The 18,752-nt window shown below is 70.1% G+C and carries 15 protein-coding genes; all 15 read right to left on the bottom strand.

Annotated features, from left to right (window positions below):
* Nucleotides 1–205: 205 nt before the first annotated feature.
* The 15 genes from nuoN to IF29_RS0129430 all read right to left on the bottom strand — a co-directional run bounded on the left by nuoN (nucleotide 206) and on the right by IF29_RS0129430 (nucleotide 18,709).
* The gene (nuoN, locus tag IF29_RS0129500; protein ID WP_030261246.1) at nucleotides 206–1,861 is read right to left on the bottom strand and encodes an NADH-quinone oxidoreductase subunit NuoN; all 1,656 of its coding nucleotides are present in this window, start codon (nucleotides 1,859–1,861) and stop codon (nucleotides 206–208) included.
* Nucleotides 1,858–3,510, bottom strand: a complete 1,653-nt coding sequence (locus IF29_RS0129495; protein ID WP_030261244.1) for an NADH-quinone oxidoreductase subunit M — start codon at nucleotides 3,508–3,510, stop codon at nucleotides 1,858–1,860. Before IF29_RS0129495 ends, nuoN begins: the two co-directional genes overlap by 4 nt.
* Complete coding sequence (gene nuoL / locus IF29_RS0129490) at nucleotides 3,507–5,402, bottom strand: NADH-quinone oxidoreductase subunit L (protein ID WP_030261242.1); 1,896 nt, start codon at nucleotides 5,400–5,402, stop codon at nucleotides 3,507–3,509. Before nuoL ends, IF29_RS0129495 begins: the two co-directional genes overlap by 4 nt.
* 19 nt (nucleotides 5,403–5,421) lie before the next feature.
* Entirely contained in the window at nucleotides 5,422–5,721 is a 300-nt protein-coding gene (gene nuoK, locus IF29_RS0129485) for an NADH-quinone oxidoreductase subunit NuoK (protein ID WP_030261239.1), read from the bottom strand.
* Nucleotides 5,718–6,605: an NADH-quinone oxidoreductase subunit J gene (locus IF29_RS0129480; protein WP_037597117.1), complete on the bottom strand. Its 888-nt coding sequence runs from the start codon at nucleotides 6,603–6,605 to the stop codon at nucleotides 5,718–5,720. The genes nuoK and IF29_RS0129480 overlap by 4 nt, the downstream gene beginning before the upstream one ends.
* Nucleotides 6,606–6,610: 5 nt before the next feature.
* Nucleotides 6,611–7,192, bottom strand: a complete 582-nt coding sequence (gene nuoI, locus IF29_RS0129475; protein ID WP_030261234.1) for an NADH-quinone oxidoreductase subunit NuoI — start codon at nucleotides 7,190–7,192, stop codon at nucleotides 6,611–6,613.
* Complete coding sequence (nuoH, locus tag IF29_RS0129470; RefSeq protein ID WP_051726182.1) at nucleotides 7,185–8,564, bottom strand: NADH-quinone oxidoreductase subunit NuoH; 1,380 nt, start codon at nucleotides 8,562–8,564, stop codon at nucleotides 7,185–7,187. The genes nuoI and nuoH overlap by 8 nt, the downstream gene beginning before the upstream one ends.
* A complete protein-coding gene (locus IF29_RS0129465) occupies nucleotides 8,561–11,044 on the bottom strand; it encodes an NADH-quinone oxidoreductase subunit G (RefSeq protein WP_030261229.1) in 2,484 nt (827 codons plus the stop codon). Before IF29_RS0129465 ends, nuoH begins: the two co-directional genes overlap by 4 nt.
* Nucleotides 11,041–12,417, bottom strand: coding sequence for an NADH-quinone oxidoreductase subunit NuoF (nuoF, locus tag IF29_RS0129460; protein ID WP_030261226.1), 1,377 nt, complete (start codon nucleotides 12,415–12,417; stop codon nucleotides 11,041–11,043). The genes IF29_RS0129465 and nuoF overlap by 4 nt, the downstream gene beginning before the upstream one ends.
* Nucleotides 12,414–13,271: an NADH-quinone oxidoreductase subunit NuoE gene (nuoE, locus tag IF29_RS0129455; protein WP_232242649.1), complete on the bottom strand. Its 858-nt coding sequence runs from the start codon at nucleotides 13,269–13,271 to the stop codon at nucleotides 12,414–12,416. Before nuoE ends, nuoF begins: the two co-directional genes overlap by 4 nt.
* On the bottom strand, nucleotides 13,268–14,611 hold the full coding sequence (locus IF29_RS0129450) for an NADH-quinone oxidoreductase subunit D (protein WP_030261223.1): 1,344 nt from the start codon (nucleotides 14,609–14,611) through the stop codon (nucleotides 13,268–13,270). The genes nuoE and IF29_RS0129450 overlap by 4 nt, the downstream gene beginning before the upstream one ends.
* Nucleotides 14,611–15,411 carry an NADH-quinone oxidoreductase subunit C gene (locus IF29_RS0129445; RefSeq protein ID WP_030261221.1) on the bottom strand — a complete coding sequence of 267 codons (801 nt, stop codon included), beginning with the start codon at nucleotides 15,409–15,411 and terminating at the stop codon, nucleotides 14,611–14,613. Before IF29_RS0129445 ends, IF29_RS0129450 begins: the two co-directional genes overlap by 1 nt.
* A complete protein-coding gene (locus IF29_RS0129440; protein ID WP_030261219.1) occupies nucleotides 15,408–15,962 on the bottom strand; it encodes a NuoB/complex I 20 kDa subunit family protein in 555 nt (184 codons plus the stop codon). Before IF29_RS0129440 ends, IF29_RS0129445 begins: the two co-directional genes overlap by 4 nt.
* Nucleotides 15,963–16,012: 50 nt before the next feature.
* Nucleotides 16,013–16,372, bottom strand: coding sequence for an NADH-quinone oxidoreductase subunit A (locus IF29_RS0129435; protein ID WP_030261217.1), 360 nt, complete (start codon nucleotides 16,370–16,372; stop codon nucleotides 16,013–16,015).
* 1,020 nt (nucleotides 16,373–17,392) lie between these two features.
* Complete coding sequence (locus IF29_RS0129430) at nucleotides 17,393–18,709, bottom strand: geranylgeranyl reductase family protein (RefSeq protein WP_051726181.1); 1,317 nt, start codon at nucleotides 18,707–18,709, stop codon at nucleotides 17,393–17,395.
* Nucleotides 18,710–18,752: the final 43 nt, after the last annotated feature.

Here is an 18,752-nt window from a genome sequence, read left to right as displayed (position 1 = left end):
CTGTCGCTGGTCGGTCCATATGTCGATTCTCATCACACGACGTCTCCATCGAGCCCGCCGCGCCCATGGTGTGCAGCGTATCCGGTCCGAAGAGGATCTCTGTGCCTGGCTTGCGCTCCGATCAACGAGCGGCCGCCGGGACACGTGCCCCGGCCGGGCCCTCCGCGGGGAGCGGAGGGCCCGGCCGGACGGCGCGTTGCGGATGTCAGCGGACGAAGACGGAGGCCTGGTCGGCCAGGTGCAGGAAGTACTGCGGCAGGATCCCCAGCCCCAGGGTGACCAGGACGCCCAGGGCGATCGCGGTCGCCGTGAAGGCGCTGGGGACGGCGACCGTGGGCCCGTCCGGGCGGGGGTCGGAGAAGAACATCAGCACGATCACCCGGATGTAGAAGAACGCCGCCACCGCCGAGGACAGCACACCGACGATCACCAACGGGGTCGCCCCGCTGCTCGCCGCCGCCTGGAAGACGGCGAACTTCCCGGCGAAACCACTGGTCAGCGGGATACCGGCGAAGGCGAGCAGGAAGAGCGCGAAGGTGGCCGCCACCAGCGGCGAGCGCCGCCCCAGACCGGCCCAGCGGGAGAGGTGGGTGGCCTCGCCGCCGGCGTCGCGGACCAGGGTGACCACCGCGAAGGCGCCGAGGGTCACGAAGGAGTAGGCGCCGAGGTAGAACAGCACCGCCGACACGCCCGCCTTGTTCATCGCGATCACGCCGGTGAGGATGAATCCGGCGTGGGCGATCGAGGAGTAGGCGAGCAGCCGCTTCACATCGGTCTGGGTGACCGCGATGATCGCGCCGACCACCATGGTGAGGATCGCCACACCCCAGAGCACCGGGCGCCAGTCCCAGGTGACCCCGGGGAAGGCCGCGTAGAGCAGTCGCAGCAGTGCGCCGAAGGCGGCGACCTTGGTGGCGGCGGCCATGAAGCCGGTGACCGGGGTGGGGGCGCCCTGGTAGACGTCCGGGGTCCAGGCGTGGAAGGGGACCGCGCCGACCTTGAACAGCAGGCCGACGCCCAGCATGGCCAGGCCGATCAGCAGCAGCGCGTCATTGGCGGTGGTGTTGGCCAGCGCCGGGGTCGGCGTGGCCGTACCGGAGACCACGTCGGCGATGCCGCCGAGCGAGACGGTGCCCGCGTATCCGTAGATCAGCGCCAGGCCGAACAGGAAGAAGGCCGAGGAGAAGGCGCCGAGCAGGAAGTACTTGACCGCCGCCTCCTGCGAGAGCAGCCGCCGGCGCCGGGCCAGGGCGCAGAGCAGGTAGAGCGGGAGCGAGAAGACCTCCAGCGCCACGAACATGGTCAGCAGGTCGCTGGCGGCCGGGAAGAGCAGCATCCCGCCGACGGCGAACATGGTGAGCGGGAACACCTCGGTGGTGGCGAAGCCGGAGCGGGCGGCGGACTTCTCCGCGTCGCTGCCGGGGACGGTCGCCGCCTGCGGTGCGAAGGCGTCCACCGGGGCGCCGGTGGAGCTGCGGGGCTCCAGATGGCGTTCGGCGAAACCCAGCACCGCGACGATGGCGACCAGGGCGATGGTGCCCTGCAGGAACAGTGACGGTCCGTCGACAGCGACCGCGCCCATCGCGGCCAAGTGCGCGTTGGCGCCGGCGTAGCCCTTGGCGGCCAGCACCACGATGGCGACGAAGGCGCCGATCAGCCCGGCCATGGCGATGCCGACCTGGGCCCAGTAGCGGTTGCGGCGGGGCAGGAACGCCTCGGCGAGGATGCCGAGCGCCGCCGCGCCGAAGACCACCAGCATCGGCGAGAGCTGGGCGTACTCGATGTGCGGCGTCGGGATGGTCTGCGTCGTGGACGACGCGGCCACTGTCCACAGGCTGTGGACGGCGATGGGCGCGCTCACTGGCCACCTCCCTGGCTGTTGGCGGCTGCCACCTGGGCAGCCGTGATCGGGTGCGCGGGCGCGGGGTCGGTGCGGTGCACGTCCGACATGGTGTCCCGCACCGCCGGGTTGACGATGTCGGCGATCGGCCGGGGGTACACGCCGAGGAACAGCAGCAGCGCGATCAGCGGGGTGACCACCACCAGCTCGCGGGCGTGCAGATCGCGGAAGCCGGCCACCTCGGGCTTGACCGGCCCGGTCATGGTGCGCTGGTAGAGCACCAGCACGTAGAGCGCGGCCAGGACGATGCCGATGGTGGCGATGATCCCGATGGCCGGGTACCGGGTGAAGGTGCCGACCAGGACCAGGAACTCGCTGACGAAGGGCGCCAGCCCGGGCAGCGAGAGGGTGGCCAGTCCGCCGATCATGAACGTCCCGGCCAGCACCGGGGCGACCTTCTGCACGCCGCCGTAGTCGGCGATCAGCCTGCTGCCCCGACGGGACATCAGGAAGCCCGCCACCAGCAGCAGGGCGGCGGTGGAGATGCCGTGGTTGACCATGTAGAGGGTCGCCCCGGCCTGGCCCTGGCTGGTCATCGCGAAGATGCCCATGATGATGAAGCCGAAGTGCGAGATCGAGGCGTAGGCGATCAGCCGCTTGATGTCCTTCTGACCCACCGCCAGCAGCGCCCCGTAGATGATCCCGATCAGCGAGAGCACCAGGATCGCCGGCCCGAAGGTCTTGGAGGCGTCCGGGAAGAGCTGCAGGCAGAAGCGCAGCATCGCGTAGGTGCCGACCTTGTCGACCACCGCGGTGATCAGCACGGCGACGCCGGGGGTGGCCTCGCCCATGGCGTTGGGCAGCCAGGTGTGCAGCGGCCACAGCGGGGCCTTCACCGCGAAGGCGAACATGAAGCCCAGGAACAGCGCCTTCTCGGCGACCGGGGAGAAGTGCAGCTTCCCGGAGGCCAGCGCCTGGGTGATGGTGCCGAGGTCGAAGGTGCCGTGGCCGTCGGTGCCGATGCCCTGCTTGGCGGTGATGACGTAGAGGCCGATCACCGCGGCCAGCATGATCAGGCCGCCGAGCAAGTTGTAGAGCAGGAACTTGACCGCCGCGTAGGAGCGCTGGCGAGCGTCCTCGCCCACGGTGCGGTCGCCGAAGCCGCCGATGAGGAAGTACATCGGGATCAGCATGGCTTCAAAGAAGACGTAGAACAGGAAGACGTCGGTGGCCTCGAAGGAGAGCACCACCATCGCCTCCACCGCCAGGATCAGCGCGAAGAAGCCCTGGGTGCGGCGGTTGCGCTCGAAGGTGCCGGCGTCGTTGGCGACCGGGTCGGCGTCGTGCCAGGAGGCCAGCATCACCACCGGGACCAGGACGGCGGTCAGCAGGATCAGGACGACCGCGATGCCGTCCACGCCGAGGCTGTAGCCGATGCCGAAGTCCGAGATCCAGGAATGGTACTCGGTCATCTGGTAGCGCGCGCCGCCCGGCTTGAAGCGGATCGCGACGATGGCCGCCAGCACCAGTGTGAGGACCGAGACCCCCAGCGGCAGAACCTTGTTGACGTCCCGTCGCTTGGCCGAGGTCGCGGCGGGCAGCGCGGCGGTGAGGACCGCGCCGACCGCCGGGAGCGCGGCGGCGACCGTGAGGAGAGGAAAGGAACTCATACGGCCCTCATCAGGAGAGTGGTGGCGACCAGCACCAGCGCACCGCCGAACATCGACAGCGCGTAGGAGCGGACGTAGCCGTTCTGCAGCTTGCGCATCCGGCCCGAGGTCCCGCCGACGGCGGCGGCGATGCCGTTGACCACGCCGTCGAAGCCCTTGGCGTCCAGATAGACCAGGAAGCGGGTGAGGTGCGTGCCGCCGCCGACCAGCACGACGTGGTTGAAGTCGTCCTGCAGCAGATCGCGGCGGGCCGCCCGGGTGAGCAGCGAGCCGACCGGCGGGGTGGCCGGGACCGGCTGCCGTCCGTACATCAGCCAGGAGACCAGCACGCCGAGGGCGATCACCGCGAAGGTGACGCCGGAGACGGTCCAGCTGCTCAGCGGGGAGTGGCCCTCCTCGTGGCCGGTGACCGGGGTCAGCCAGTTGACGAAGGAGCTGTTCCAGGCGAACAGGGCGCCGGCGCCGACCGAGCCGATGGACAGCACCACCATCGGGATGCCCATGGTCTTCGGCGACTCGTGCGGGTGCGGCTCGTGCCCCTCGGCGTCGGGCTGCCAGCGCTTCTCGCCGAAGAAGGTCATCAGCATCACCCGGGTCATGTAGAACGCGGTGACCGCGGCGCCGACCAGGGCGGCGCAGCCGAGGATCCAGCCCTCGGTGCCGCCGTGGGCGAAGGCCGCCTCGATGATCTTGTCCTTGGAGAAGAAGCCCGACAGGCCCGGGAAGCCGATGATGGCGAGGTAGCCGAGGCCGAAGGTGACGAAGGTCAGCGGCATGTAGCTGCGCAGACCGCCGTACTTGCGCATGTCGACCTCGTCGTTCATGCCGTGCATCACCGAGCCGGCACCGAGGAACAGCCCGGCCTTGAAGAAGCCGTGGGTGACCAGGTGCATGATCGCGAAGACATAGCCGATCGGGCCGAGGCCGGCCGCCATCACCATGTAGCCGATCTGCGACATCGTCGATCCGGCCAGGGCCTTCTTGATGTCGTCCTTGGCGCAACCGACGATGGCACCGAAGAGCAGCGTCACCGCGCCCACGCACACCGTCGCCAGCTGGGCGGTCGGGGCGAGGTTGAAGATGGCGCTGGAGCGGGTGATCAGGTAGACGCCGGCGGTGACCATGGTGGCGGCGTGGATCAGGGCCGAGACCGGGGTCGGGCCCTCCATCGCGTCACCGAGCCAGGACTGCAGCGGCACCTGGGCCGACTTGCCGCAGGCGGCCAGCAGCAGCATCAGGCCGATGCCGGTCAGCGTCCCCTGCGAGGCGGTGTGGGCCGCGCCGAAGACCGGACCGAAGGCGAAGGTCCCGAAGGTGCTGAACATCAGCATGATCGCGATCGAGAGGCCGATGTCGCCGACCCGGTTGACCAGGAACGCCTTCTTGGCGGCGGTGGCCGCGCTGGGCTTGTGCTGCCAGAAGCCGATCAGCAGGTACGAGGCCAGGCCCACGCCCTCCCAGCCGACGTACAGCAGCAGGTAGTTGTCGGCGAGGACCAGCAGCAGCATGGCCGCCAGGAAGAGGTTGAGGTAGCCGAAGAAGCGGCGGCGGCGCTCGTCGTGCGCCATGTAGCCGACCGAGTAGAGATGGATCAGCGAGCCGACGCCGGTGATCAGCAGCACGAACACGACCGAGAGCTGGTCGAGTTGGAAGCCGATCTGGGCCTGGAAGCCCTCGACCGGCACCCAGGTGAACAGGTGGTCGAAGGCCGGGCGCTGCGCGGTCGAGCGGCTCAGCATGTCGAAGAACAGGGCGAGCCCCACGCCGAAGGAGGCGGTGGAGGCGAGGACGCCCAGCCAGTGGCCGAAGCGGTCCAGGCGGCGACCGCCCAGCAGGAGCACGGCGGCTCCGGCCAGGGGTAGCCCAACCAGTACGGGGATGAGATTGTCCACGGTGTGTCAGCCTCCGCCGCTACAGCTTCATGAGGTTGGTGTCGTCGACCGAGGCCGAGTGACGGGTGCGGAAGACACTCACGATGATCGCGAGACCGACGACGACCTCGGCCGCGGCGACCACCATGGTGAAGAAGGCGATGATCTGCCCGTCCAGGTTGCCGTGCAGCCGGGAGAAGGTGACCAGGGCCAGGTTGGAGGCGTTCAGCATCAGCTCGACGCACATGAAGAGCACGATCGCGTTCCGCCGGACCAGCACGCCGGTGGCGCCGATGGTGAACAGCAGCGCCGCCAGGTAGAGGTAGTTGACGGGGTTCATTCCTGCGGCTCCTCTGCGGTCGGTGCGGGCGCCGAGGCAGCGGCCGGCGCCTTCGCCAGCTCGGTGCTGTGCCGGGGCTTGGGCGTCCTGCGGCCGAGCCACCCTGCGGTGCTCGCCTCCAGCTCGCCCATCCGGTCCACCAGCTCGCCGCTGACGTCGCGCATCTGGCCACGGGCCCGCAGCGTCGGGTTGACGGTGAGTTCGGACGGCGTGCCGTCCGGCAGCAGACCCGGGACGTCCACCGCGTTGTGCCGGGCGTAGACGCCGGGGGCCGGCAGCGGGGTGACCTGGGTGCCCAGCCGGACCCGGCGCTCGGCCAGGTCGCGCTGCGACTGCTTCTCCTCGGTGAGCTCACGGTGCGTCAGCACCATGGCGCCGATGGCGGCGGTGATCAGCAGTGCGCCGGTGACCTCGAAGGCCCAGACGTACTTGGTGAAGATCAGCGCGGCCAGGCCCTGGACGTTGCCGCCGGCCTTGGCGTCGGCGGCGCCGGTCCCGGTGAAGGTCCGCAGCTTGGCGTTGGCGATCCCGGCGATCAGCAGCACGCCGAAGCCGAGTCCGGCCACGACCGCCGCGATCCGCTGGCCCTTCAGCGCGTCCTTCACGGTGTCCTCGGCGCTGACGCCGACCAGCATCACCACGAAGAGGAACAGCATCATGATCGCGCCGGTGTAGACGACGATCTGGACGACGCCCAGGAAGACCGCGCCCTCGGCCATGTAGCAGATGGCCAGCGCGATCATCGTCCCGGCGAGGCAGAGCGCCGAGTGCACCGCCTTGCGGCAGAGCACCATGCCCAGCGCCCCGGCGACCGCGATCACCGCGAGGATCCAGAACTGGACGGCCTCCCCGGTGGAGGCGGCCCCGGTGAGGGGGGTGGCGATCTCGATCACGCCGACGCACCTTCCTCCGTGGGCTTCTCGCCCTTGCTGACGGCGACCTGACGGACCGTCCCCGGGGCGGCCTCGGTGACCAGCCCGCGGTAGTAGTCGCCCTCGTCGGTGCCCGGGAAGATCGAGTGCGGCGAGTCGACCATGCCCTCGGTGAGGCCGGCCAGCAGCTGCTCCTTGGTGAAGATCAGCGACTCCCGGCTGCTGTCCGCCAGCTCGTACTCGTTGGTCATGGTCAGCGCCCGGGTCGGGCAGGCCTCGATGCAGAGTCCGCAGAGGATGCAGCGGGCGTAGTTGATCTGGTAGACCCGCCCGTAGCGCTCGCCCGGGGAGTAGCGCTCCTCCTCGGTGTTGTCGGCGCCCTCGACGTAGATCGCGTCGGCCGGGCAGGCCCAGGCGCACAGCTCGCAGCCGACGCACTTCTCCAGCCCGTCCGGGTGCCGGTTGAGCTGGTGCCGACCGTGGAAGCGCGGCGCGGTGGGCTTCTTGTACTCCGGGTACTGCTCGGTGAGCCGCTTCTTGAACATGGCCGAGAAGGTCACGCCGAAGCCGGCTGCGGGGCCCAAGATGTTGTCAGGCATCCTCGTCCGCTCCCTTCAGTGCTGCTGCAGACACCGCTGCAACGGATTCGGGCGTCCGCGACCTGCGGCGCGGTACGGGGGGAAGCTGCTGACCCGGCAGCGGCGGTACCGGGAAGCCGCCGGCCATGGGGTCGAACGCGGGCTGCTCCGCTGCTGCCGCCGCAGGCTCCTCCCGCTTGCGGAGCATGTCCCAGACGATGGAGAGCAGCAGCAGGACCACCACGGCCCCGCCCACGTACAGCACGTCGGTGCCGAAGCTGTAGCCCTTGTTCCGCAGCGCGCGGAAGGTGGCGACCATGACCAGCCACACCAGCGACACCGGGATGAGGACCTTCCACCCCAGCTTCATGAACTGGTCGTAGCGCAGCCGGGGCAGGGTGCCGCGGAGCCAGATGAAGAAGAACAGCAGCAGCTGGATCTTGACGATCATCCACAGCAGCGGCCACCAGCCGTGGTTGGCCCCGGCCCAGAAGGCGCTGATCGGCCAGGGGGCCCGCCAGCCGCCCAGGAAGAGGATGGAGGCGACCGCGGAGACGGTGACCATGTTGATGTACTCGGCCAGCATGAACATCGCGAACTTCAGCGAGGAGTACTCGGTGTTGAAGCCGCCCACCAGCTCGCCCTCGGCCTCGGGGAGGTCGAAGGGGGCCCGGTTGGTCTCGCCGACCATCGAGATGACGTAGATGACGAAGCTCACCGGCAGCAGGCAGACGAACCAGGTGTGGGTCTGCGCGTCCACGATGGCCGAGGTGGACATCGAGCCCGAGTAGATGAACACCGCCGCGAAGGACAGGCCCATCGCGATCTCGTAGGACACCATCTGCGCCGCCGAGCGCACCCCGCCGAGCAGCGGGTAGGTCGAGCCGGAGGCCCAGCCGGCCAGCACGATGCCGTAGATGCCGACGGAGGCGGCGGCCAGGATGTATAGCATCGCCACCGGGAGGTCGGTGAGCTGCATCGTGGTCCTGGTGCCGAAGATGCTGATCTCGTGGTCGGCCGGGCCGAACGGGATCACCGCCACGGCCAGGAAGGCCGGGATCGCGGAGATCACCGGGGCCAGGATGAACACCACCTTGTCCGAGGCGGTGACGACCAGGTCCTCCTTGAGGGCCAGCTTCACCCCGTCGGCGAGGCTCTGCAGCATGCCCCAGGGACCGTGCCGGTTGGGGCCGATCCGCAGCTGCATCCAGGCGACGACCTTGCGCTCCCACACGATGGCGATGAGCACGGTGACGACCAGGAAGGCGAAGCAGAAGACGGCCTTGATGACCACCAGCCACCAGGGGTCGACCCCGAAGACGGTGAGGTCCTCGGCGGCCAGCTGACTGACGGTGAGGTGATCGGCCGCGAGTTGGAGTGCGGGCGTGCTCATCGGTTCGCCTCCGTGACGGCAGGGGCCTGCGCGAGCCCGACCACCCGGCCGGGGGTCGCTCCGAGGGTCCGGAAGGAGCCACCGGGGGTGGAGTTGAGCGGGATCCAGACCACCCGGTCCGGGAGTTCCGGGGTGATCAGCAGCGGCAGCGTGAGGCTGCCGGCCGGTCCGGTGACGCTGAGCGGGGCACCGTCGGCGATGCCGACCTCGGCCGCGGTGGCGGGCGAGAGCCGGGCGACGGCCGGGTGCCGGGTTCCGGCGAGGGCGGTGTCGCCCTCCTGGAGCACACCGTTGTCCAGCAGCAGCCGCCAGCCGCCGAGCACGGCCTCGCCGGCGCTGGGACGGGGCAGCGGACGGGCCTGCTCGGTCGGTGCGTCGACCCGGTCGCCGTGCCAGGCGCCGAGCCCGTCCAGTTCGCGGCGGGCCGCGGTGATGTCCGGGAGCCGCAGGCTGTCGCCCATGGCGTCGGCGATCATGTGCAGCACCCGCAGGTCCGAGCCCAGATGACGGGTGGTCATCTGATCGGCCTTCAGGGCCGGTTCGAAGAACCTGATCCGGCCCTCCCAGTCCATGAAGGCACCGGCCTTCTCGGCCACCGCCGCGACCGGGAACACCACGTCGGCGCGGTCGGTGACGGCGGAGGGCCGCAGCTCCAGGCTGACCACGAAGCCCGCCCTGGCCAGGGCCGCCTCGGCGGCGGCCGGGTCGGGCAGGTCCGCGGTCTCGACCCCGCCGACGACCAGGGCGTCCAGGTCACCGTTGGCGGCGGCGGTGAGGATGCCGGCGGTGTCGCGGCCGAAGCGCTCGGGCAGACCGTCCAGGCCCCAGGCCGCGGCCAGCTGCCGGCGGGCGTCGGGGTCGGTACCGGGACGTCCGCCGGGCAGCAGGCCCGGCAGCGCTCCGGCCTCGACCGCGCCCCGCTCCCCCGCACGGCGCGGGATCCAGGCCAGCCGTGCGCCCGAGGCCCGGGCCAGCCGGATCGCCGCGCTCAGCGCGCCCGGCGTCCCGGCCAGCCGCTCGCCGACCAGCACCACCGCGCCGGGCTGCCGCAGCAGCTCGGCGGCGCGGCCGGCGTCGCCGTCCAGCGGGTCGCCCTCGGCCAGCGCCTCCAGCCACTCGGCCTCGGTGCCGGGCGCGGCCGGCAGCAGCGCCCCGCCCAGCTTGGAGAGCCCGCGGGTGGCGTAGGCGGCCACCGTGAAGACCTTGAGCCCCTTGGTCCTGGCGGCCTTGCGCAGCCGCAGGAAGACGATCGGGGACTCCTCCTCCGGCTCGAAGCCGACCAGCAGCGCCGCCGGAGCGGCCTCCAGCTGCTGGTAGGTCACCCCGCGCCCGTCCGCGTCGATGCCGCGGCCGGCCACCGCGGCGGCCAGGAAGTCGGCCTCCTCGGCGCTGTGGATCCGGGACCGGAAGTCGACGTCGTTGGTGCCCAGCACCGCCCTGGCGAACTTGGCGTAGGCGTAGGCGTCCTCGACGGTGGACCGGCCGCCGACCAGCACCCCGGTACGGCCCCGCACCAGCCCGGCCGCGGCCGCCCGCAGCGCCTCCGGCCAGCTGGCCGGGGCCAGCTCGCCGTCGGCCCCGCGCACCAGCGGAGTGGTCAGCCGCTCGCGCGACTGGCCGTAGCGGAAGCCGAAGCGGCCCTTGTCGCAGGACCACTCCTCGTTCACCGCCGGGTCGTCCCCGGCCAGCCGGCGCATCACCTTGCCGCGCCGGTGGTCGGTGCGGATCGCGCAGCCGGACGAGCAGTGCTCGCACACGCTGGGCGAGGAGACCAGGTCGAACGGGCGGGAGCGGAACCGGTAGGCGGCCGAGGTCAGCGCGCCCACCGGGCAGATCTGGATGGTGTTGCCGGAGAAGTAGGAGCGGAAGTCGTCGCCCTCCCCGATCCCGACCTGCTCATTGGCCCCGCGTTCCAGCAGGTCGATGAAGGGGTCGCCGGCGATCTGCTCGCTGAACCGGGTGCAGCGGGCGCACAGCACGCAGCGCTCGCGGTCCAGCAGCACCTGGGTGCTGATCGGCATCGGCTTCTCGTAGGTCCGCTTGACGCCCTCGAAGCGGCTGTCGGACTGGCCGTGCGACAGCGCCTGGTTCTGCAGCGGGCACTCGCCGCCCTTGTCGCAGACCGGGCAGTCCAGCGGGTGGTTGATCAGCAGCAGCTCCATCACGCCGTGCTGCGCCTTCTCCGCGACCGGCGAGGTCACCTGGGTGTTGACGACCATGCCGTCGGTCACCGTCATGGTGCAGGAGGCGACCGGCTTGCGCTGGCCCTCGACCTCGACGATGCACTGCCGGCAGGCCCCGACCGGGTCCAGCAGCGGGTGGTCGCAGAAGCGCGGGACCTGCACGCCGATCATCTCGGCGGCGCGGATGATGAGGGTGCCCTTGGGCACGTGCACCTGGACGCCGTCGATGGTGACGGCCAGAAGCTCCTCGGGTGGTGGAGCCGCCGGAGTCGCAGGGGTGTTGGCCACTGTCGTCATGCGAGCACCCCCTTCTCCTGGGCGGACTGATGGGTGGGTACGTAGCCGCGCCGGCCGCGGGCGTCGTCGGCCCAGACCGTGGAGGCGGCCGGGTCGAACGGGCAGCGGCCCTCGCGCAGGTGCTGCTCGTACTCCTCGCGGAAGTACTGCAGCGAGGAGAAGATCGGGCTGGCGGCGCCGTCGCCGAGGGCGCAGAAGGACTTGCCGTTGATGTTGTCGGCGATGTCGTTCAGCTTCTCCAGGTCGCCCTCGACGCCCTTGCCCGCCTCGATCCGGCGCAGCAGCTGGACCAGCCAGTAGGTGCCCTCGCGGCAGGGGGTGCACTTGCCGCAGGACTCGTGGGCGTAGAACTCGGTCCAGCGGGTGACCGCGCGGACCACGCAGGTGGTCTCGTCGAAGATCTGCAGCGCCTTGGTGCCGAGCATCGAGCCGGCCGCGCCGACGCCCTCGTAGTCCAGGGCGACGTCGAGGTGCTCCTCGGTGAACATCGGGGTGGAGGAGCCGCCCGGGGTCCAGAACTTCAGCCGGTGACCCTCCCTCACTCCCCCGGTGATCTCCAGGAGTTGACGGAGCGTGATGCCGAGCGGGGCCTCGTACTGGCCCGGGTTGGTGACATGCCCGGAGAGGGAGTAGAGCGTGAAGCCGGGCGACTTCTCACTCCCCATCGAGCGGAACCACTCCTTGCCCCGGTGCAGGATGCTGGGCACCGAGGCGATCGACTCGACGTTGTTGACCACGGTCGGGCAGGCGTAGAGCCCGGCGATGGCCGGGAACGGCGGCCGCAGCCGCGGCTGGCCGCGCCGGCCCTCCAGCGAGTCCAGCAGCGCCGTCTCCTCGCCGCAGATGTAGGCGCCGGCCCCGGCGTGCACGGTGATGTCGAGGTCGAAGCCGGAGCCCAGGACGTCCTTGCCCAGGTATCCGGCCGCGTAGGCCTCGGCGACCGCGGCGTGCAGCCGCCGCAGCACCGGGACGGTCTCGCCGCGCAGGTAGATGAAGGCGTGGCTGCAGCGGATCGCGTAGCTCGCGATGATCATGCCTTCGATCAGCGAGTGCGGGTTGGCGAACAGCAGCGGGATGTCCTTGCAGGTGCCCGGCTCGGACTCGTCCGCGTTGACCACCAGGTAGTGCGGTTTGCCGTCGCCCTGCGGGATGAACTGCCACTTCATCCCGGTCGGGAACCCGGCGCCGCCCCTCCCTCGCAGTCCGGCGTCCTTGACCAGCGCGATCACCGCGTCGGGGTCCATCCGCAGGGCCTCGTGCAGGCCCTTGTAGCCGTCATGGCGCCGGTAGGTGTCCAGGGTCCAGGGGCGGTCGTCGTCCCAGCTGTCGGACAGGACCGGGGAGAGCAGCTTCTCCGGGTGCTCGGCGGTCACTCTTCGACTCCTTCGTTGTCGCCGGGGGCGGCGTCCGCAACGGTGTCCGCAGCGGCGGCGGCGTCCTGCGGGGGGTCCTCGTGCCGCGGGGCGACGACCCGCCTGGCGGCGGCGGTGCCGGGCAGGGTCTCGCCGCGGGCCAGCCGCAGGCCGGCCAGCGTCGGGGCGCCGCCGGCGCCGGACTCGTCCACCGCGCCCTCGCGGGCGTCCGGGAAGCCGGCCAGGATCCGGGAGGTCTCCTTGAAGCTGCACAGCCGTGCGCCCCGGGTCGGCCGCACCTGCGCGCCGTCGCCGGAGCGCAGCTGGTCGACCAGGTCCTTGGCGCTCTCCGGCGTCTGGTTGTCAAAGAACTCCCAGTTCACCATCACCACCGGGGCGTAGTCGCAGGCGGCGTTGCACTCGATGTGCTCCAGCGAGACCGCGCCGTCGCCGGTGGTCTCGTTGTTGCCGATGCCCAGGTGCTGCTGCAGTTCGGCGAAGATCTCGTCGCCGCCGAGGACCGCGCACAGGGTGTTGGTGCACACGCCCACGTGGTACTCGCCGGCCGGACGCCGCCGGTACATGGTGTAGAAGGTCGCCACCGCGGTGACCTCGGCCGTGGTCAGCCCCAACTGCTCGGCGCAGTACCGGATCCCGGTACGGCTGACGAAGCCCTCGGCGGACTGCACCAGGTGCAGCAGCGGCAGCAGCGCGGAGCGGCTGTCCGGGTAGCGGGCGATCAGCTCGGCCGCGTCCGGATCCAGCCGGGCCCGCACCTCGGCCGGAAAGGCCGGGGCCGGCAGCTCGGGCAGCCCGAGCAGCGTCGGCCCGGACAGCCCTGGCCCGGACCCCGCCTCGTTCTCAGTGGTGGTCACCGGTCCACGCCTCCCATCACGGGGTCGATCCCGGCCACGGCGACGATGACGTCCGCGACCTGCCCGCCCTCGCACATCGCTGCCATCGACTGAAGATTGGTGAAGGAGGGGTCGCGGAAGTGCACCCGGTAGGGCCTGGTCCCGCCGTCGCTGACGACGTGCACGCCCAGCTCGCCCTTGGGCGACTCCACCGCCACGTACGCCTGTCCGGCCGGGACGTGGAAGCCCTCGGTGACCAGCTTGAAGTGGTGGATCAGGGCTTCCATGGACTCGCCCATGATGGTGCGGATGTGGTCCAGCGAGTTGCCCATCCCGTCCGGCCCCAGCGACAACTGCGCGGGCCAGGCGATCTTCTTGTCCTCGACCATCACCCGGCCAGGTCCGCCGCGCAGCCGGTCCAGGCACTGCTCGACGATCCGCAGCGACTGCTCCATCTCCGCGAGCCGGATCAGGAAGCGGCCGTAGGAGTCGCAGGTGTCGGCGGTCGGCACGTCGAACTCGTACTGCTCGTAGCCGCAGTACGGGTTGGACTTGCGCAGGTCGTGCGGCAGCCCGGTGGAGCGCAGGATCGGGCCGGTGGCGCCCAGCGCCATGCAGCCGGCCAGGTCCAGGTAGCCGACGTCCACCAACCGGGCCTTGAACACCGGGTTGTTGGTGGCCAGCTTGTCGTACTCGTGCATCCGGCCGCGCAGCGTCTTCACGCCCTCGCGGATCTGGTCCAGCGCACCGGGCGGCAGGTCCTGCGCCAGACCGCCGGGACGGACGTAGGCGTGGTTCATCCGCAGCCCGGTGACCAGCTCGAAGATGTCGAGGATGATCTCCCGGTCGCGGAAGCCGTAGATCATCAGGGTGGTGGAGCCGATCTCCATCCCGCCGGTGGCCAGGCAGACCAGGTGCGAGGAGATCCGGTTGAGCTCCATCATCAGCACCCGGATCACGGTGGCCCGCTCCGGGATGTCCTCGGTGATCCCGAGCAGCCGCTCCACCGCCAGGCAGTAGGCGGTCTCGTTGAACAGCGGGGTCAGGTAGTCCATCCGGGTCACGAAGGTCGTGCCCTGGGTCCAGTTCCTGAACTCCATGTTCTTCTCGATGCCGGTGTGCAGGTAGCCGATCCCGCACCTGGCCTCGGTGACGGTCTCGCCGTCGATCTCCAGGATCAGCCGCAGCACCCCGTGGGTGGAGGGGTGCTGCGGGCCCATGTTGACGATGATCCGCTCGTCGTCGGCCTTGGCCGCCGCCGTGACGATCTCGTCCCAGTCCCCGCCGGTGACGGTGTAGACGCGCCCCTCGGTGGTCTCCCTGGTGGGGGCCTCCGGCTGCTGTTGGGTCTGACTCTCCATCAGTTGTACGACCTCCGCTGGTCGGGAGCCGGGATCTGCGCGCCCTTGTACTCGACGGGGATGCCGCCGAGCGGATAGTCCTTGCGCTGCGGGTGACCCAGCCAGTCGTCCGGCATCATGATCCGGGTGAGCGCCGGGTGGCCCTCGAAGACGATGCCGAAGAAGTCGTACGTCTCCCGCTCGTGCCAGTCGTTGGTGGGGTAGACCGCGAAGGTGGAGGGGATCACCGGATCGTCGTCCGGCGCCGAGGTCTCCACCCGGATCAGCCGGTTGTGGGTGATCGAGCGCAGGTGGTAGACCGCGTGCAGCTCGCGCCCCCGGTCGCCCGGGTAGTGCACCCCGCTGACGCCGGTGCACAGCTCGAAGCGCAGCGCCGGGTCGTCCCGCAGGGTCTTCATCACCTGCGTCAGGAACTCCCGCTCGACGTGGAAGGTGATCTCGCCGCGGTCCACGACCGTCTTCTCGATCACCGCGCCGACGTCCAGGCCCTGCTCCTCCAGCGCGCCCTCCAGCTCGTCGGCGCACTCGTCGAACCAGCCGTGCCCGTACGGGCGGGGCGAGGCGCCGGGCAGCACGATCGGCCGGACCAACCGGCCGTAGCCGGAGGTGTCGCCGCTGTTGCCGCCGACCCCGGCGTGCTCGCTGGGGTTCGACCCGCCGAACATCCCGTGCCGGACGCCGACGACCTCCAGCTCGGTCGCCCCGGCCCGCGGCGTCGGGACGCCGCTCTCCGCGGTTTCCGCGCCTTCCGCGCCCTCCGCACCTTCTGCGGCAGCGCTCTCTTCGGTGCCGTCACTCACCGCAGCAGCCCCTTCATCTCGATCGTCGGGACCGCCTGCAGCGCCTGCTGCTCCGCCTCGTCGTCCGCCTTGGCGCGCTGGGCGCCGAGCTTCTCGTGGCGGATCTGCTCGTGCAGCTTGAGGATCGCGTCCATCAGCATCTCCGGCCGCGGCGGACAGCCGGGCAGGTAGATGTCCACGGGGATGACGTGGTCGACGCCCTGGACGATCGCGTAGTTGTTGAACATCCCGCCCGAGGAGGCACAGACCCCCATCGAGATCACCCACTTGGGGTTGGCCATCTGGTCGTAGACCTGACGGACCACCGGCGCCATCTTCTGGCTGACCCGGCCCGCCACGATCATCAGATCGGCCTGGCGCGGCGACCCGCGGAAGACCTCCATGCCGAACCGCGCCAGGTCGTAGCGGCCGGCCCCGGTCGTCATCATCTCGATGGCGCAGCAGGCGAGGCCGAAGGTGGCCGGGAAGAGCGAGCTCTTCCGCACCCAGCCGGCGGCCTGCTCGACCGAGGTGAGCAGGAAGCCGCTGGGCAGCTTCTCCTCGATACCCATCTGGTGGTCCTCTCAGCTCGTCCTGTGCCGTGTCGGGCTGTGCCGTGCGATCAGTCCCATTCCAGGCCCCCGCGCCGCCAGACGTACGCGTACGCGACAAAGACCGTGGCGATGAACAGCACCATCTCCACCAGGCCGAAGATCCCCAGCGAGTCGAAGGAGACCGCCCACGGGTAGAGGAAGACGATCTCGATGTCGAAGACGATGAAGAGCATCGCCGTCAGGTAGTACTTGATCGGGAACCGCCCGCCGCCGACCGGCTGCGGCGTCGGCTCGATCCCGCACTCGTAGGCATCCAATTTGGCGCGGTTGTACCGCTTCGGGCCGGTCAGCGCGGCCATCGCCACGGAGCCGATCGCGAAGGCAGCCGCGAGGGCGCCAAGTACCAGAATCGGCGCATATGCGTTCATACCGAACGACCTCCCAGGCGTCAGTCCGAGCCGACGTCCATGTCGGTGACTGCGAGTCCGTACAGCTCGGGAGCTTGATCACCTCATGTGAGGCAGTTCACAAGCCCCCAAGACGGCTGCATCCTATGCCTGTTCATGTGTGATCTGCGACACGGGGGTAAGCACCTTCAATGTGATCTACGCCACCTGACGAATGATCATGAGGTTACAGGCGGGTAAAATCAGCCACCCACCGTGTGCTTCTGTTCACAAAGAGCCAACTGATGGGGCATCACTGCAGGTTGGAGGGTCTATCGCTTATCAGAGCAGATGCTTCCATCGCAACTTTTGCCCGCCGCAGGAGCGCGTGTTATTGGTCGCCACCCCGAGGGGGTGGTCGACTGGACAACGGGTTGACGCCGCGGTCGGCGGGCTCAGCTGGCAGGCCGGGAGGCGGGGCGGGGAGGCGGGACGACAACGCTGCGTTACCCGGCAACTGCGGGTGGCTTACATGGCGCCACCGTTGCCGCCCACCGCCGCCCGTGGCTTGTTGCTGTTGCTCGCTCCGCTCGCGGCGACAGGAGCAGGGGGATGCGGGCGGCCCACCGTTGCCGGGCGGCGGGTGAGTTGGTGGCGGGGCCTGCAGAAACGTTCCTTCCGAGGGGCAGTGACCCCAAAAGCCCGGCCCGAGGGCAAACCCGGGTCACTTTTGGGACAAGATGTCACTTGATCATGCCGTAATGCCCGAATTGCCCCGACCCTGGCGTACCAAGAGTGACCCCGTGTCCCAAAAGTGACCCGGGTTTGCCCGAAGCGCGCTCGCAGAATCGTTTCTGCGCCCCCACCCACCACGCGCACCCGGGAACGGCGCGCGGCCCCGACCAGGCTCCCCCGCTGCAGTTGGCCCGCGAGCGCAGCGAGCAACAGCAACAAGCCACGGGCGGGGGCGGGCGGCAACGGTGGCGCCATGTAAGCCACCTACAGCTGCCGCGACCAGCGAAGACGCCTCGCCTCCCCCGACCCCGACGTCACCCCGACCCCCTACGCCCTCGGGGCCACCTTCGCCAGGCCGTTGATGATCCGGTCCATCGCGTCGCCGCCCTGCGGGTCGGTGAGGTTGGCCAGCAGCTTCAGGACGAACTTCATCAGGACAGGGTGGGTCAGCCCGTGCTGGGCGGCCATCCGCATCACCAGGGGGTTGCCGATGGCCTTCACGAAGCCGCGGCCCAGCGAGTAGTAGCCGCCGTAGATGTCCTTGAGGATGGTCGGGTAGGCCTCCAGCGCCCGCTCCCGGCCCAGGTCGGTCTGCCGGGCCAGGGCCTGGACGATGACGCCGGCCGCGATCTGGCCGGACTCCATCGCATAGGCGATGCCCTCGCCGTTGAACGGGTTGACCATCCCGCCCGCGTCACCGACCAGCAGGAAGCCGCGGGTGTAGTGCGGCTGGCGGTTGAAGGCCATCGGCAGGGCCGCGCCGCGGATCGGCTCGGTCATGTTCTCGGGGGTGTAGCCCCACTCCTCGGGCATGCCCGCGCACCACACCTTGAGCAGCTCGCGGTAGTCGATGTCCTTGAACGACTTGGTGGTGTTCAGCAGCCCCAGCCCGACGTTGCTGGTGCCGTCGCCCATGCCGAAGATCCAGCCGTAGCCGGGGAGCAGCTTCTCCTGCCCGGACCTGCGGTCCCACAGCTCCAGCCAGGACTCCAGGTAGTCGTCCTCGCTGCGCGGGGAGTTGAAGTAGGTGCGGTAGGCGACGCCCATCGGGCGGTCGTCGCGCCGGTGCAGGCCCATGGCCAGGGACAGCCGGGTGGAGTTGCCGTCGGCGGCGACCACCAGCGGCGCCTTGAAGACCACCTCGCGCTTCTCTTCTCCCAGCTTCGCCGTGACCCCGGTGATCCGCCCGGTGCGCGGGTCGACGATCGGGCCGGTGACATTGCACAGCTGGTGCAGCTTGGCCCCGGCCTTCTCCGCCTGGGAGGCCAGCAGTTCGTCGAAGTCGGCGCGCTTGCGGACCAGTCCGTAGTCGGGGAAGCTCGCCAGCTCCGGCCAGTCCAGCTCCAGGCGCACCCCGCCGCCGATGATCCGCAGACCCTTGTTGCGCAGCCAGCCGGCCTCCTCGGAGATGTCGATCCCCATGTCCACCAACTGCTTGACCGCGCGCGGGGTCAGCCCGTCCCCGCAGACCTTCTCGCGCGGGAACTGGGCCTTCTCCAGCAGCAGTACCTCCAGGCCGGCCCGGGCCAGGTGGTACGCCGTGGTCGAGCCCGCGGGACCGGCTCCGACGACGATCACATCGGCCTCGGCCTCGACGGCTGCGCTCTGCGCGGTCTGCTGGGTCTGCTGGGTCGACTGCGACACCGGGGACTCCTGCTTGCTCTCGTCGGAAGTCTTTGCTGCTTCG

The sequence above is a fragment of the Streptacidiphilus jeojiense genome (assembly GCF_000719095.1).
GTDB lineage: Bacteria > Actinomycetota > Actinomycetes > Streptomycetales > Streptomycetaceae > Streptacidiphilus > Streptacidiphilus jeojiensis.
This window is presented reverse-complemented; position numbering and strand designations above follow the sequence as displayed.

Excerpts from the sequence above, each read along its gene's own strand:
- IF29_RS0129495 (WP_030261244.1), bottom strand. The coding sequence starts at position 3,510 with ATGAGTTCCTTTCCTCTCCTCACGGTCGCCGCCGCGCTCCCGGCGGTC.
- nuoK (WP_030261239.1), bottom strand. The coding sequence starts at position 5,721 with ATGAACCCCGTCAACTACCTCTACCTGGCGGCGCTGCTGTTCACCATC.
- nuoI (WP_030261234.1), bottom strand. The coding sequence starts at position 7,192 with ATGCCTGACAACATCTTGGGCCCCGCAGCCGGCTTCGGCGTGACCTTC.
- nuoH (WP_051726182.1), bottom strand. The coding sequence starts at position 8,564 with ATGAGCACGCCCGCACTCCAACTCGCGGCCGATCACCTCACCGTCAGT.
- IF29_RS0129465 (WP_030261229.1), bottom strand. The coding sequence starts at position 11,044 with ATGACGACAGTGGCCAACACCCCTGCGACTCCGGCGGCTCCACCACCC.
- IF29_RS0129450 (WP_030261223.1), bottom strand. The coding sequence starts at position 14,611 with ATGGAGAGTCAGACCCAACAGCAGCCGGAGGCCCCCACCAGGGAGACC.
- IF29_RS0129440 (WP_030261219.1), bottom strand. The coding sequence starts at position 15,962 with ATGGGTATCGAGGAGAAGCTGCCCAGCGGCTTCCTGCTCACCTCGGTC.
- IF29_RS0129435 (WP_030261217.1), bottom strand. The coding sequence starts at position 16,372 with ATGAACGCATATGCGCCGATTCTGGTACTTGGCGCCCTCGCGGCTGCC.